This window comes from uncultured Candidatus Kuenenia sp. (assembly GCF_900696675.1).
GTDB classification, from domain to species: domain Bacteria; phylum Planctomycetota; class Brocadiia; order Brocadiales; family Brocadiaceae; genus Kuenenia; species Kuenenia stuttgartiensis_A.
Map to the genome: position 1 here is coordinate 1 of NZ_CAADGZ010000080.1, position 15,100 is coordinate 15,100.

The 15,100-nt window shown below is 41.7% G+C and carries 17 protein-coding genes and 1 tRNA gene; 12 read left to right on the forward strand and 6 right to left on the reverse strand.

Annotated elements, in window-relative coordinates:
- Nucleotides 1–183, forward strand: a 183-nt coding sequence (locus tag QZT26_RS11815; protein WP_295102354.1) for a hypothetical protein, incomplete at its 5' end; no start/stop codon positions are given.
- Nucleotides 184–359: 176 nt separating this feature from the next.
- Here QZT26_RS11815 and merR read toward each other — a convergent pair.
- Nucleotides 360–770, reverse strand: a complete 411-nt coding sequence (gene merR / locus QZT26_RS11820; protein ID WP_295102356.1) for an Hg(II)-responsive transcriptional regulator — start codon at nucleotides 768–770, stop codon at nucleotides 360–362.
- A gap of 604 nt (nucleotides 771–1,374) precedes the next feature.
- On the opposite strand from merR, the gene QZT26_RS11825 reads away from it, so the two are divergent.
- From QZT26_RS11825 to trxA, 3 genes are all read left to right on the forward strand, one after another.
- Nucleotides 1,375–1,668 (forward strand): TIGR04076 family protein, encoded by a 294-nt coding sequence (locus tag QZT26_RS11825; protein WP_157820506.1) that lies wholly within the window; start codon nucleotides 1,375–1,377, stop codon nucleotides 1,666–1,668.
- A gap of 85 nt (nucleotides 1,669–1,753) precedes the next feature.
- Nucleotides 1,754–2,044, forward strand: a complete 291-nt coding sequence (locus QZT26_RS11830; protein ID WP_197705391.1) for a ferredoxin-thioredoxin reductase catalytic domain-containing protein — start codon at nucleotides 1,754–1,756, stop codon at nucleotides 2,042–2,044.
- A 38-nt stretch (nucleotides 2,045–2,082) separates the two neighbouring features.
- Entirely contained in the window at nucleotides 2,083–2,409 is a 327-nt protein-coding gene (gene trxA / locus QZT26_RS11835) for a thioredoxin (RefSeq protein ID WP_099325135.1), read from the forward strand.
- Between the two features lie 5 nt (nucleotides 2,410–2,414).
- Here trxA and trpC read toward each other — a convergent pair whose 3' ends face one another.
- From trpC to QZT26_RS11855, 4 genes are all read right to left on the reverse strand, one after another.
- Nucleotides 2,415–3,194 carry an indole-3-glycerol phosphate synthase TrpC gene (trpC, locus tag QZT26_RS11840; protein ID WP_295102361.1) on the reverse strand — a complete coding sequence of 260 codons (780 nt, stop codon included), beginning with the start codon at nucleotides 3,192–3,194 and terminating at the stop codon, nucleotides 2,415–2,417.
- Entirely contained in the window at nucleotides 3,178–3,627 is a 450-nt protein-coding gene (locus tag QZT26_RS11845; protein ID WP_099325133.1) for a hypothetical protein, read from the reverse strand. Before QZT26_RS11845 ends, trpC begins: the two co-directional genes overlap by 17 nt.
- Complete coding sequence (locus QZT26_RS11850; RefSeq protein WP_099325132.1) at nucleotides 3,628–3,900, reverse strand: TMEM165/GDT1 family protein; 273 nt, start codon at nucleotides 3,898–3,900, stop codon at nucleotides 3,628–3,630.
- 267 nt (nucleotides 3,901–4,167) lie between these two features.
- Nucleotides 4,168–4,244 (reverse strand) — tRNA-Met (locus QZT26_RS11855).
- Between the two features lie 216 nt (nucleotides 4,245–4,460).
- On the opposite strand from QZT26_RS11855, the gene purD reads away from it, so the two are divergent.
- The gene (purD, locus tag QZT26_RS11860; RefSeq protein ID WP_295102365.1) at nucleotides 4,461–5,726 is read left to right on the forward strand and encodes a phosphoribosylamine--glycine ligase; all 1,266 of its coding nucleotides are present in this window, start codon (nucleotides 4,461–4,463) and stop codon (nucleotides 5,724–5,726) included.
- A gap of 21 nt (nucleotides 5,727–5,747) precedes the next feature.
- Here the strand turns inward: purD and nadC are convergent, their stop codons facing one another.
- Nucleotides 5,748–6,650 (reverse strand): carboxylating nicotinate-nucleotide diphosphorylase, encoded by a 903-nt coding sequence (nadC, locus tag QZT26_RS11865; RefSeq protein WP_295102368.1) that lies wholly within the window; start codon nucleotides 6,648–6,650, stop codon nucleotides 5,748–5,750.
- Between the two features lie 264 nt (nucleotides 6,651–6,914).
- Between nadC and lon the strand changes: the two genes are divergently transcribed.
- The 7 genes from lon (at nucleotide 6,915) to QZT26_RS11900 (ending at nucleotide 14,645) form a co-directional block, all read left to right on the forward strand.
- A complete protein-coding gene (gene lon / locus QZT26_RS11870; protein ID WP_295102370.1) occupies nucleotides 6,915–9,305 on the forward strand; it encodes an endopeptidase La in 2,391 nt (796 codons plus the stop codon).
- 15 nt (nucleotides 9,306–9,320) lie between these two features.
- A complete protein-coding gene (locus QZT26_RS11875) occupies nucleotides 9,321–9,794 on the forward strand; it encodes a universal stress protein (protein WP_099325128.1) in 474 nt (157 codons plus the stop codon).
- Nucleotides 9,795–9,877: 83 nt separating this feature from the next.
- Nucleotides 9,878–10,294, forward strand: coding sequence for an archease (locus QZT26_RS11880; RefSeq protein ID WP_099325127.1), 417 nt, complete (start codon nucleotides 9,878–9,880; stop codon nucleotides 10,292–10,294).
- A gap of 70 nt (nucleotides 10,295–10,364) precedes the next feature.
- Nucleotides 10,365–11,816: an RtcB family protein gene (locus tag QZT26_RS11885; RefSeq protein WP_099325126.1), complete on the forward strand. Its 1,452-nt coding sequence runs from the start codon at nucleotides 10,365–10,367 to the stop codon at nucleotides 11,814–11,816.
- A gap of 54 nt (nucleotides 11,817–11,870) precedes the next feature.
- Entirely contained in the window at nucleotides 11,871–12,575 is a 705-nt protein-coding gene (tmk, locus tag QZT26_RS11890; protein ID WP_099325125.1) for a dTMP kinase, read from the forward strand.
- Nucleotides 12,576–12,664: 89 nt separating this feature from the next.
- The gene (locus tag QZT26_RS11895; RefSeq protein ID WP_099325124.1) at nucleotides 12,665–14,059 is read left to right on the forward strand and encodes an aspartate ammonia-lyase; all 1,395 of its coding nucleotides are present in this window, start codon (nucleotides 12,665–12,667) and stop codon (nucleotides 14,057–14,059) included.
- A 103-nt stretch (nucleotides 14,060–14,162) separates the two neighbouring features.
- Nucleotides 14,163–14,645 carry a gluconokinase gene (locus QZT26_RS11900; protein WP_099325123.1) on the forward strand — a complete coding sequence of 161 codons (483 nt, stop codon included), beginning with the start codon at nucleotides 14,163–14,165 and terminating at the stop codon, nucleotides 14,643–14,645.
- The last annotated feature ends 455 nt before the right edge of the window (nucleotides 14,646–15,100 follow it).

Here is a 15,100-nt window from a genome sequence, read left to right on the forward strand (position 1 = left end):
TATGATAATCTTCGTGAAAATGGCGCATTTTTTGAGATTAATGAAAATATTCGTCAAATATTTGCAACAATTAGTAGTCTTAACTATCCAATAAATAGTTGTTTAGATAGTTTTCGTTCAGACACTATGATAGGTAAAATAAAAGGCCGTCCCAATAAGCGCGAAAGTTATAAGGATAAATAGAGGCCTATACCTTTCCAGAGAGGAAAAGCCCCCTATAATTCCCACCCCTGAACCAGCCAGAATTAACGGTCCGATGCAGCAAACTTTAAAGGCTAAAATGGCAGAGACGATTATGCCTGCAAATGTAACTACAGATTTTCCTTTCATACAAAAATACCTCCATTAAAACGATATATTTATTTCCGAATTTTATGTTGAGTCAGACTCTCAATGATAGGACAACCTGATAATTGCCCTTTGATCAGGCATTTTTTAATTAATTCGTGTAAAACCTCTTTTATTTTATGCAAATCATGGATGCGTGTTTCGATATCCTTTGCTTTTTCTTCTGCAAACCTACGGACGTCTTTACACGCAGGATTTCCATCTGCCAGTGCAAGAAGTTCTGAAATCTCCCTTAGTGTGAAACCCAGAGCTTGAGCATGTTTAATAAAACGTATCCGCTCTACATACTCAGATGGAAATTCTCTGTATCCTGATGCTCGTCTGGGTGGTTCAGCAATCAATCCTCGACGTTCATAATAACGGATGGTTTCAACATGAGTCCCGGTTTCTTTGGCTAATTGTCCTATCGTTAGATTTTTCATTTATCTGCCTCCTTATACTGCGATTATACACTCCGTACTATAGTATAGAGTCAAGGATATTCTAGGATTTAATTAAACGGCCAAAAATGTTTTTGGGGAAAAACCTTTTTTCTATAGAAATGAATATAGAAAAAATAAATCATTTTATTCAAGAGATTGTGCAGAAAAGAAAACCGGCATATCGGGATTTGCCGCTGCAACCTTTACAGCGCTTCTCGTCTTTCTGAAATCAACTGATAGACACGAGTGCTATGTAAGATACGGGAATAAGTATCGGAATTTAAGGGAGGATGTAAGGCGATTTTTTGAGATTGAATTTTACACGGAAAAACCGGACAACGAGTTAAAGATGCTTATCGACGCTTTCATTTCTAAAAAGAAAAGACTCGATGTAAATAACCCTTTGCTTCCAGACTGGTCATATAGAAAGGTCCAAAAAAGAATTGAACCAGAAAAAACGTAACACTTTAGTTCTTTGAAAAAAAACCAAAGTGTTGCTCTGTGTCAAGTTTGTTTTTTGTTCTTGCAATACGTTTATTTCATAAAATATAATGAACTATTATAAAATAAAAGAGGCACATTAACATTTATTGGAGTACCTATTGTGAAGTGTAAAAGTTCCAGTTTCAAAGTAGTAGCAACGGTAGCAGAAAAAGGAAGTTGTAATTATTATAAGAAAGGTGATTCATTTCCCTTAACGGGATTTACCCCAAAAGGGCTTTGTGATTGCGCATATGCTGTTCTTTCAAGGGATGCCCAATCACTGCGATATGGAGCAAGGTTGCCATGGCAGACAAGCGAAGATACTTTATTGGCCCACTGCCCTGACCCAACGGGAGCCGTATGGGAACTGAAACGAACCCCACGTGAAAAAAATGATACAGAACCTGCTCACTAAAACATATATTTTTCTTTCGCGTGAGGATTCACAGTGTTTTTGAAAGCGGTATATTCAGTTTTTTCTTTTTTTAAACGGTTAAACTATGGATAACAAAGATTCAATGGTAGACGAAGAAGCGGACATTCGCAAAATGCTCAATACCTATGTCACCAATAGCCCTTACAAGTTAAATCCGGATAAAAAAATTGTCGATAGAGTCGTCAAAGGGCTCGTTATGCGTAAATCAAAATACGGGCATGCCTACTGTCCTTGCCGCATCGTTAGCGGTGATATTGAAAAAGACAAAAAGGCCATATGCCCTTGCGTTTACCACAAAGAAGAAATTGAACGTGACGGTGAATGCCACTGTAATCTTTTTGTACGTGGTAATTAAAATAACTTAATATATATCAATTGAAAGGAAAATGGATTATGGCAGAAGGTTTGGTTGAAATAACAGACGCAAATTTTGATGCGGAAGTAACAAATGCAAAGATTCCGGTGCTGGTTGATTTTTGGGCATCCTGGTGCGGCCCTTGCAGACAACTCGCTCCAGTTATTGAGGAACTGGCAAAAGAATATAGCGGAAAGGCGAAGATTGGAAAACTTAATACAGAGGAAAACAACAGTACCCCTGCAAAATTTGGCATTACGTCAATCCCCACAATTATACTCTTCAAGAATGGAAAGGCGGTAAATAGAATAGTGGGTGTAAAGTCTAAAAATGATTTAAAAACAGCGCTGGATGCTCAGTTATAATCTTGCTACGTACCTGATAATTCGCATAATTTTGACTGGATATTGTCGCTTTTCATCAGCGTTTCTCCGATAAGAACTACATGGATGCCGTGTTCCTGCAATTTTAGTATGTCTGGCCGTGATTTAATACCACTCTCACTCACGACAATTTTGTCTTCGGGAATCATGGCTTTTAGTTGAAAGGTAATTTCCAGGTCGGTGCGAAAGGTTTTAAGGTCGCGATTATTAATGCCTATAATAGTTGCTTTTGTCCGTAAAACCTTCTCTAATTCATCCGCAGAATGGACTTCAACAAGACAATCCATTCCCAGTTTTTCCGCCGTATTTAAAAAGGATTGTATTTCATCTTCCGAAAGGAGCGCCGCAATCAGAAGTATTGCGTCAGCTCCTGCGGAACGTGCTTCATATATTTGATACGAATCAATAATAAAATCCTTTCTCAGAATGGGCAAACGCACGGTATTTTTAATGTCCGTTAAATATTTCAGAGACCCCTGGAAATATTTAACGTCAGTCAATACCGATATCGCGGCCGCTCCGTTTGATTCATAGATTTTGGCAATTGCTACCGGCTGAAAATCTTCCCTGATGATCCCCAGGGAGGGCGAGGCCTTTTTCACCTCAGCAATAATGTTTATTTTTCCGCTTGTTTTTAATGCACGACCAAAAGATTGGGCAGGGGCTCTTTGCAGAATGTTTTTTTTTAATTGTTCCACAGAAACAAGCTTCTTGTTCTCCGCTACTTCCGATAATTTATATTGATAAATCTCATCCAGAATGGTCATGCTTTTTTTGTCTCGATAAAAATCCAATAAATCGATTGGTTTTGTCAGGAAATGTATTCGTTTCAATAAGTATTTTCATTGGCGAAAGTGCCTGAAAAAGGCGGTAAGAAACCCACATACTTAACAATAATCGTAATAAAATATATGCAGTGTGATAAACAACAAACCTGTAAAGAAAGTGACAGGAAAGTGCTACAAATAATATCAGCGCCGCATTTAAGCAATATTTATAACGGTATCGGACCCCATAACCAAGCCCGACCATAAGCAGTCCGGTGAAAGCATAGAAAGTTCCGTACCCTCTCCTGGCAAGGCTATCACTCATGGTTAAGGCCGCAACACTCAAAACTACGCCTAAGATTCCAAGGAAAATAACAAGATTCGCCGTCTTACCTACTTGCTGCGCCTGAGAAAAGCCGTATTTTTCTCCCATTCATATTTTCCCAAATAAAATAAGAATCCCTACCATAATAAAGGTAATGGCCGCCCCCGTTTTGATGTAATTCAGAGGCAACATCCTGGCCATTACCGTTCCTACGGTAACACCAAGTATTGTCACTAATGCAAATGCAAGCATTGTACCGATAAATACCAGCAACGGCTTGTCCGTTTTGCTTGACATAAGTATAGAAGCAATTTGTGTTTTATCTCCAAGCTCCGCCAAAAAAATAGTAATAAATGTGGTAATAATAATCTTCCAGTGCATATAATTATCCCTCCCCCCTAAACTTGCATAGCCAGAACCAAACAAGCACGAAATAAAAAATACGAAACAAATTCCAAAATACAGAATCCCAATGAAAAAACCGGGTTTTGAACATTTGAAAATTAAAATTTAGTATTTGCTTTGTATTTAGGATTTCACAATTTTGGTTTTGGATATACCAACCACTATTTGCAAGCACTCAGGAGAAAAAATAGCGCCATAAATAAAAAAGGGATTACGGCAAAAACCGCAATCCCTTTCGTTTATTGGTAGCGGGGACAGGATTCGAACCTGCGACCTCCGGGTTATGAGCCCGACGAGCTACCAGACTGCTCTACCCCGCGTTGCCAAAATAAATGACCTATTTAAAACAAACCGCACATCTTTCGTGTGCAATCATGTTACTCAGTATATCAGTCAATGCAAAACTGTCAAGGGCAAAAAAACTTTCCCATTCTTCCTTTTATTATGATAGAATGTTTCGACCTGCGTTAACCTTGCACCTTAAATATCACTAAATGTATGAATACCATCCAACTACAATGAAGGAAACAACACACATGAAAATATTGATTATTGGAAGCGGCGGAAGAGAACATGCTATTGCCTGGAAGATAGCGCAATCGCCGAAAGTAAAGAAAATATTTTGCGCCCCGGGAAATCCCGGGATTGCGGAAGTTGCCGAATGCGTTGATATTGACGTCAATAATATCGAAGGCCTGTTCAATTTCGCTATCAGGCAAAAAATCGATCTGACCGTTGTAGGCCCCGAAGACCCGCTGCTTTCCGGCATTGTCGATACATTCAAGGATGGCAATCTGGATATTTTCGGACCTAGCAAAAGGGCATCTCTTATCGAAGGAAGCAAGGTCTTTGCAAAAACCATTATGAAAAAACACAGTATTCCCACCGCCGACTTTCGCGTATTCGAAGACATAAAAATGGCTGAAAAATATCTGGAGAAATGTTTCGCTCCCATTGTTATCAAGGCGGATGGCCTGGCCAAAGGAAAGGGTGTTTTTGTATGCAAAACGCTTGAAGAAGCGAAGGAACACTTACAAGAGATAATGGTGGAAAGGATATTTGGCAACGCTGGGGATAGGGTGGTGATTGAGGAATGTTTACATGGAGAAGAAGTGTCAATCCTTGCTATTACCGACGGACAAACAATTATCCCGCTTTCTTCCGCAAGAGATCATAAAGCAATTTACGAGGGAAATAAAGGCCCAAACACAGGGGGTATGGGCGCCTATTCCCCCTCGCATCTCATTACAAATGAGATGCAGCGTTATATCGAGGAAAACATATTGGTGCCAATCATCCATGCCATGAAGAGAGAAAACCGCCCTTACAGTGGCATCATTTATGCGGGGATAATGCTAACCAATGCAGGGCCAAAAGTGCTTGAGTTTAACGCAAGGTTTGGAGACCCGGAAACACAGGCGCTTCTGGTACGAATGAAGAGCGATCTGGCATCGCTTCTCCTGGCGGCAAGCAACAACACATTGGACAAAGCGGAACTGGAATGGTACGACAGCCATTCCGTCTGCGTGGTATTGGCGTCAAAAGGATATCCTGGCAAATACAGGAAAGGGCTGCCTATTTCAGGCTTACAAGCGGTGAAAGCATTAAAAAACGTACAGGTATTTCACGCCGGCACCGCTAACGTTCACGGCAATATTGTAACGAACGGGGGGCGTGTATTGGGGATAACCGCCACGGGAAAGGATTTGAAGGAGGCAAGGACGTTTGTTTACGACGCAATTGATCGTTTGTCTTTTGAGGGGGTTTATTACAGAAAAGATATTGGCGTTGACGCTATTTAACCATCCATAACAGAATACCACTCACTGCAGGGAGATTTTTAACGAAATATCCAGCGCCTTTGCCGAGTGGGTAAGTGCCCCGATAGAAATCCGGTCAACGCCTGTCTGTGCTATTGATTTCACATTGTCTAATGTAATATTCCCGGAGGCCTCCGTAAGGGGACGATGCGCTCCCTTACAATACTTCCCGTTTTTGACCAGCGAAACAGCCGACCTTATCTTTTCGGCGTCCATGTTGTCAAGCAATATGACGTCAACATCCGCTTTGATCGCATCTTCCACCTCAGATAACGTTCGCGTCTCCATTTCAATTAAAACGTGATTCCCTATTTTCCTCCTTAGCATTGAGACCGTTTTTTCGATGACACTGATACCGGCAATTTCCTCCGCCAACAACTCTTTTTTCATAAAATCAAGGTGGTTATCTTTTACCAGCACCTGATCATAAAGACCCATTCTATGATTAACTCCCCCTCCGATAGCAACGGCATATTTTTCCAAATAACGCCAGCCGGGAGCTGTTTTTCTTGTATCCATAACCGCCACCTTCAGGGGTTTCACCTCTTCAACAAATTGCGCAGTAAGGGTCGCAATACCTGAAAGCCGCTGAAGGAAGTTTAAAGCAATCCTTTCTCCGGAAAGTATCGGACGAACATTGCCATTGACGGAAGCTATAACATCGCCTTTTTTGACAAACATCCCCTCCGAAATACTTTTTTTTAAAAGAATATTTTTGTCAATTTTTGAAAACAAGCGCTCAACGACAGGTAACCCTGCGATGACCCCATCTTCCTTTGCGAGGAATTCCCCTTCACCCGTTAAATCCGGGGGGAAAATACTTTCCGTTGTGATATCACCCGATCCAATATCTTCCCGAATCGCAAGTTGAATAAGTATATCTATCTTTTCCGGTACAAAATTCATTCGTATGATTTATCCTGAATTACGACAAAAGTATCCTTTTCGTTTTCGAAAAAATAAAAATGCTCGTTCCGGAGTTCCGGCCTGGGAACGAGATTGGAAATCCCTTTCCGCTCATTTCTGTATTGTTTTTTGGCTGTTTTTGACCGTATTTTTGTGTTATATTCAACAACGAACAGGCTCATATTTTTTTAAAATGTTTTTTTCTTCTCTAATACCATGGGAATTCTACCTTTTCTAACCTGATTATGCAACAGGGTTTGCAAAATGCAGGTTACATTTAACAACTCACTTAACCCCTCTATGGAAAAAACGACTTTTACTTTACACAAGAATGGCGATAGCATCCCTTTGCCCGAAATAATTAGCATTATTCCGGTAAAAGAGGACATAGTATTTCCCCGGCTTGTCCGTGTAATAGAATTATATGGAAAAGGACTCATAACGGCTATAAATGAAGCCCATGCAAAAAATGAATGTATCGGTATCGTCGTATTAAAATACCATGTCGCCTCTCCGAGACATGAAGACTTTTATGATATTGGCACGGCGTCAAAGGTTGTCAGGATATTCGAATCCACTTCCGATACTATAAAATGCCTTGTTGAAGGCCTTATGAGAATAAAAGTAACGGAATATACGCAAACTGAACCGTATTGCACGGCAAAAATCGAAGAACTCCGGGAGTTCTCGGAAAAATCTGAAACGATAGACGTATTAATACAAAGCGTCAAAACGCTTTTCAAATTGAGCGCAATGCTGGGAAAAGCACTTCCCAAGGACATTATCCCGATGATTGATACCATAAACAATCCATCCATCATGGCCGACCTTGTCACCGTATATCTGGACTTGCACATTGACGAAAAACAAAAACTTCTGGAAATGGTTGATCCTCAGAAGCGGTTGCGGATAGTATTTCATTATCTCAACAAAGACATTCAGGTACGGGAACTAAAAGGTAAAATAAACGACGAAGTCGCCAAGGAAATGTTAAAGGCGCAACGTGAATTTTTTTTAAAAGAGCAGATGAAGGCAATTCAAAAAGAGCTGGGTAAAGACGAACCCCATATGGCGGAATTCATCAAACTGGAAGAAAATATCAAAAAGGCGGAAATGCCAAAGGAGGTAGAACTTGTTGCCACCAAAGAATTGGAGCGGTTAAGGGATATAAATCCCGCATCACCGGAGTATACCGTCTCACGCACATACCTCGACTACCTTATCAATATCCCCTGGAATAAGAAAACGGTAGATAATCTCGATATTAACCAGGCGTCAAAAATTCTAGATGAAGACCACTATGACCTGAAAAAAGTGAAAGAACGCATACTCGAATTTCTCGCTGTGCACAAATTGAAAGAAAAATTAAAGGGACCGATCCTTTGCTTTTGCGGCCCTCCTGGAACAGGCAAAACTTCGCTGGGCAAATCCATCGCACGTGCGCTTGGCAGAAAGTTTATCCGCATCTCTCTGGGAGGAATAAGAGATGAAGCAGAAATCAGGGGACACAGGCGCACCTACGTCGGCGCCCTTCCTGGTCGTATCATGCAGGAAATCTGCCGTGCGGGAGCATGCAATCCGATATTCATGCTCGATGAAATAGATAAAATTGGCGAAGATTTCAGAGGAGATCCGGCGTCTGCCTTGTTGGAAGTGCTGGACCCGGAGCAAAATTTCAGCTTCGTTGATCATTATCTTGACGTGGCTTTTGACCTTTCCGATGTATTATTTATTACTACGGCAAACATCCTTGATACCGTCCATGTCGCATTAAGAGACCGTATGGAGGTGATATATCTTTCAGGATACAGCGAGGATGAAAAACTGAAAATTGCACACCAGTTTCTCATTCCGAAGCAAATAAAAGAAAACGGCCTGGAAAAATATCCTGTAGACTTTCAGGATGCTGCAATAACCAAAATTGTTCTGGAATATACACGGGAGGCTGGTTTAAGAAATTTAGAAAGGGAAATTGCTTCGATCTGCAGAAAAATCGCAAAAGAAATCGTGGGAGAAGCGCAGGTCACAAAAATTATACTCCCGGAAACGGTTGAAAAATTTCTTGGCCCACGAAAATTCTTTTACCAGGTAACCGAGGAAGAAGATAAAATTGGAGTGGTCACAGGCCTTGCGTGGACTGAAACAGGCGGCGACATTATTTTCATAGAGGTATCCAGGATGCGGGGCGAAAAACAACTCACCCTCACCGGTTTACTGGGTGATATCATGCAGGAGTCCGCCATCGCCTCGCTCAGCTATATTCGTAGTAATGCGAAACGACTGGGCATCGACGAAACCTTCTATGACACATCGGAAATACATATCCATGTACCTTCTGGGGCAATACCAAAGGATGGCCCGTCAGCAGGCATTACCATGTGCATCGCACTTATCTCGCTGCTTACCTGCAGGCCTGCAAAAAGGGAGGTTGCACTCACAGGTGAGATTACTTTAACGGGTAACGTGCTGCCTATAGGAGGGGTAAAGGAAAAGATCCTCGCCGCTATAAGGGCGGGAGTAAAAACAATTGTATTGCCATTGAAAAACAAAGACGATTTCGAAGAAATCGACAAGGAAATCCGGGAAAAGATTCAATGCGTCTATATTGAAAAAATAGACGAGGCAATAGATGTAGTCCTTTCCCAAAAACCTTAATGAAAGGCCTAAATCATGATTACTATAAACAACATCCTTTGCCCGGTGGATTATTCCATCTATTCGGAAAAAGCGCTGGCCTATGCAATAGAACTTGCAACAAAATTTCAGGCAAAACTTTACCTGCTGCATGTATTGGATACACGATTTCTTGACGTAAATAACCCTGAATTGCCCTACATCCCTGTTACTACAAATATTATAAACGAAGAAACGATTGATATGCTGAAATCCAGGCTGCTTAAATCGGTAAACGAAGAAACACAAGGCAAGATATCCGTAGAAGCGGTCGTTGTCCAGGGTGTTCCGTTTGCAGAAATTATCAGGACGGCAAAGGAGTACAATACGGATCTCATTGTGCTCGGCACTCATGGCAGAACAGGTTTGGCGCATGTCTTTATGGGCAGTGTTGCGGAAAAAGTGGTGCGGAAAGCGTCCTGCCCGGTACTTACCATACGGCATCCGGAACACGATTTTGTATCGCCGTAAAAATTCTTTTTATCTGGCACAACACGGCTGCGCTGCAACCAAAAATTTTTACACAACAACAATGTAAAATCAATCTTACTATCATGCTTAAATACAAATTAATAGATCATACTGCAGACATCGGTATTGATATCTTCGGAGATACAATGCCGCAATTATTCTCAAATGCCGCATTCGCCATGTTTGATATAATCGCCGATCTCTCCACTGTCGAAAAAAAAGATACACGTATCATTGCTGTGGATGGAATTGACAAAGAACAATTGCTCGTAAACTGGCTGAGCGAATTATTATATTTGCATGAAATAAAAAATATGCTGTTTAAAGAATTTTACATTAACGATATGAATGACCTTCAGTTAAAGGCAACAATACATGGCGAACTATTGGATGAAAAGAGGCACGTTATTAAAACAGCGATAAAGGCAGTAACCCATCATAATCTGGTAATAAAACAAGAAAACAGCCGCTGGAGAGCACGTGTTATTTTCGATTTATAGCCAGATAAATCTGCTCTTAAAACCAGAGTAAGCTTCAATTATTATCATTAAAAGAAAAACCGGAGATATTATGAATGAACGCAACTACAAAATACAAAAGATAGATGATTACCGTTGGCGTATTCTCAGAGAAGGAAAGATGCACGTGGATGGCATCGTATATGCCGACGAATCGATGATGAAGGAAATACAAAAAGACGAAAGTCTGCAACAGGTAATAAATGTCGCATGTCTACCTGGAATAGTTGGTCATTCACTTGGAATGCCCGATATTCATTGGGGATACGGCTTCCCCATCGGTGGTGTGGCTGCGTTTGATATGGAGGATGGCGTGGTATCCCCTGGAGGAGTAGGCTACGACATTAACTGCGGGGTAAGATTGCTCAAAACGGGATTGTGTCGAGTGGAGATTTCCGGCAAACTGGAGTCCATTGTTGATAGCCTGTTTGTCAACATTCCCTCCGGCGTGGGGTCGCATCGCAAGGATTTGAAACTATCACAACATGAAGTAAAAAATGTACTCAAAAACGGCGCACAATGGGCGGTTTCTCACGGCTATGGATCAAAAGAAGATTTAGAACATATCGAAGAAAAGGGATGCATCTTTGGAGCAGATCCGGAACTGGTTTCCACCAGGGCAATTGAGCGGGGGCTGGCACAGTTAGGCACCCTCGGTTCCGGCAACCACTTTGTCGAAGTTGGCTACGTATCGGAGATTTTCGACGAAAAAATTGCCCGCACGTTAGGGCTCGAAAAGGACGGTATTACTATTATGATACACACGGGGTCCAGGGGATTGGGTTATCAGGTGTGTGATGACTTTATTAAAGTAATGATTAGAGCATCCGGAAAATATAATATTGAACTGCCTGACCGGCAGCTATGCTGCGCTCCGATTAATTCTCCGGAAGGGCGGGATTACTTTGCAGCAATGGCCTGTGCAGCCAATTATGCCTTTGCCAACCGGCAGATGATTACCCACTGGGTTAGGGAATCCTTTGAGAGGGCATTGCACGTAAGTCCTAAGGAATCCAGGATATCGCTGGTGTATGATGCCTGTCACAATATCGCCAAATTTGAAGACCATCTCGTGAATGGGCAGAAAAAGCGGCTGTGTGTTCACCGGAAAGGCGCTACCCGCGCATTTCCTCCAAACCACCCCGACACTCCTGCCGCATACAAAGCAGTAGGCCAGCCGGTATTCATACCGGGCGACATGGGACGTTGTTCCTATGTGCTTGTCGGCACGGAGAAGGCATATTCCGATACCTTCGGCAGTACGTGTCACGGGGCGGGGCGGGTCATGAGCAGAAATCAGGCTACAAAGGTGGCCAAGGGCCGGAGTATCGCACAGGAACTGAAAGAAAAAGGGATACTCGTCCGCGCAGACAGCCGCGCTACTCTGGAGGAGGAACTATCTGATGCATACAAGGATGTGACGAAGGTAGTGGATGTCGTGCAACACGCAGGCATCAGCAAGAAAGTTGCGCAGTTGAAACCGTTGTGTGTTATCAAAGGATGATTATTCCGGAGTAGCAAAATATTTTCCACAAAACGATAGAAGACCATTATAAAAATGGCACAATACGGAGAATGTATTATGCAGGGAAAACTTATCGTTATTACCGGTATTGACGGAAGCGGCAAAACGGTTCAAACAAAACTTCTTTACGAAAGATTGCTTAAAGAGGGATATCCCGTGGCGACTATCGATTTCCCCCAATACGGCAAGACCTTCTTTGCCGAAATGGTTGCAAAATATTTAAGGGGTAGCTTCGGCGCAGCGGATGCTGTAAGCCCGTACCTTGCCTCTATCCTTTACGCAGGGGATCGCTTTGAAAAAAAAGATCAGATACAGACATGGATTGATGCAGGGAAAATAATTATATCGAACCGGTATGTGTGTGATAATATGGCTCATCAGGGTGGAAAAATAAAGAATTCGGAAGAAAGGGCACAATTCTTCCAATGGTTGGACCAACTGGAACATACAGTTTTTGGAATCCCACGTCCGCATCTCAGTATACTGCTTTATGTACCTGCAGAAATTGCCTATTTCCTTGTAGAAAAGAAAGGGCAACGCGAATATCTTGCCGGTGCAAAAAAAGACATCCACGAAGAAGATATGCATCATATGAAATCCGCACAGGAAACTTTTATAGAAATTGCAAAGGGGAAACCTAATTGGAAAACCGTTGATTGCACAAAAAACAACACCTTATTGCCGGAGCATGTCATTGCAGATACGATTTGGCAGGCAGTTGCGAAGATTCTTCCTTAAATGACGGCAAGAGGGAAATCATTGCATTTCACCGTATGGGTAATAGTTGGTAACACTTTAGTTTTTTGAGAAATCCTTATAATTTCAAAATGAGCGATAAACAAACAATATCGTTTCGAAAAGAAAAAGATTATCTGGGCGAGATGAAAATACCTGCGAATGCCTATTATGGCGTACAAACAGCAAGGGCTATCGAAAACTTTCCAATTAGTGACAGTACGTCCCAGCCAATTTTTACCACTGCAATTGTTTACGTCAAAAAGGCCGCTGCCATGGTAAATAGCGAAACAGGGCGCCTTGACAGAAAAATTGGCGAGGCGATTACTGAAGCATGCGACCGCATATTGAAAGGCGAGTTTCAGGAACAGTTTTGTGTTGATGTTTATCAGGCAGGGGCAGGGACATCACACCATATGAATGTGAATGAAGTAATTGCCAATATTGCGATTGAAATGCTGGGCGGGGAAAAAGGCGACTACTCTCTTGTTCATCCAAATGACCACGTAAACTGCGGACAATCCACAAATGATGTATATCCCACCGCCATGCGCATAGCCGCGTTGCTTTCATCAAGAAAACTGATTGCAAATGTATCTGATTTAACGGATTCATTTGACCTTAAAGCAAAGGCATTTGACACTATTGTGAAATCAGGCCGCACACACCTGCAGGACGCTGTTCCCATTCGTCTGGGGCAGGAATTTTCCGGGTATAAAGAATCTTTGCGGAAAGCAAACATGGGTATTGAAAAGGCAGGTGAATCGTTGAAGGAATCAGGCATAGGGGGAAGCGCTGCGGGTACCGGCATCAATACACCTCCAGGGTATATACCGAAGATGATTGAATATCTGAGAGAGATTACCGGACTTGATATTGTCGCATCAAAAAACCGTTTTGAAGCCATGCAAAGCAACAGGCCGTTTGTGGAATTTTCCGGGGCGCTTCGCGCTTTGTCCGTGGAGCTGATACGCATCGCTAATGATTTGCGGCTGATGAATTCCGGGCCAAATACGGGACTGGCGGAAATTAACCTGCCTGCGGTACAACCCGGATCTTCTATTATGCCAGGCAAGGTCAATCCCGTTATTCCGGAAATGTTAACGATGGTGTGTTTTTCAGTTATTGGCAACGACACATCAATCATGCTTGCAGCACAGGCGGGTCAATTTGAATTAAACGTCATGATGCCGTTGATTCAGCATAAAATACTGGATTCTATTTTAATCCTTACAAACGCCGTGAAAGTGTTTGATGAAAAATGTGTGCGGGGGATTACCGTAAATAAGGAGAAGTGTGAGGATTATGCAGTGAAAAGTTTGGGGATTGTTACGATATTAAACCCAATTATTGGTTATGCAAATGCTGCGGAAGTAGTGAAGGAGTCTATGAAAACCGGGCGGTCTGTAAAGGAAATTATCCTCGAGAAAAAGATACTTACGAAAGCGCAGGTGGATACATTATTATCTCCCAAGTCTATGACCTAACCTTGCGGCGGAAGTATTAAAAAATGAGGAGTAATATTATGACGAAAAAAACACCCTTTGATATCCGGTCACTATTGTTTTTTACTACAGACGAAACAGGTACATGATTATTATTTTAATGGGTGTATCGGGTTCCGGCAAGACAACAATCGGGCGTATTCTTGCCGATGATCTTGGATGGACATTTTACGACGGCGATGATTATCATCCTCCTTCAAATATTGAAAATCTTAAAAAGGGAATTGCCTTAACAGATGCAGAAAGAATGCCATGGTTAGAGGTCTTGCAAAAAATCATTGAAAAAACAATAGCAAAGAAAGAGCATGCCGTTATTGCCTGTTCTGCCCTCAAGCAATCATATCGCAGGTTTTTGGCAGATAAGCATGAATCTGTCCGGTTTGTATATTTAAAAGGGGAACGGGAACTCATATGTCAAAGGTTAAATAGGCGGAAGGGGCATTTTTTGAACGAAAACCTTCTTTTAAGCCAGTTTGAAACGTTGGAAGAACCGGAAGACGCCTTCGTTGTCGACATTATTCAATCCCCGGAAGCAATTGTTACCAGCATAAAAAAAGAGTTTTTGTAATTCTTTTAGTGTTTTTTGATCTCATCTATACTCTTATGCTCTTTTTGGATTTTTCTGCAGATTTCTTCAAATTTTTCTTTATCTTCATCAGATATTTTTATTATCTGCCAAACAACCCTCATATGCTCTGGAGTACACTTCGGAAAGTATACTTCATCCCAGCGAAAGACATTTACCCGGAGGAGCTTACACCATAAGATTTTTATTTGTATCGGATGTTCACCCCTGCCAAAACGCATAAGTGCTTAATACATAGTTTGTTAAGGCTGTATTTTTAATAAATATGTAGTCACTAATATATTGTTATTATCCGACAATATACTTGACGGATAATGGTTGTTATCTGTACAATGGTGGACATGCATATTGTAGAGAACAAGTCAAAATCCGGTAAAAAAATCTATCGATCTACCCTTCTGCGGGAATCGTACCGTGAGGATGGGAAGGTCAAGAAA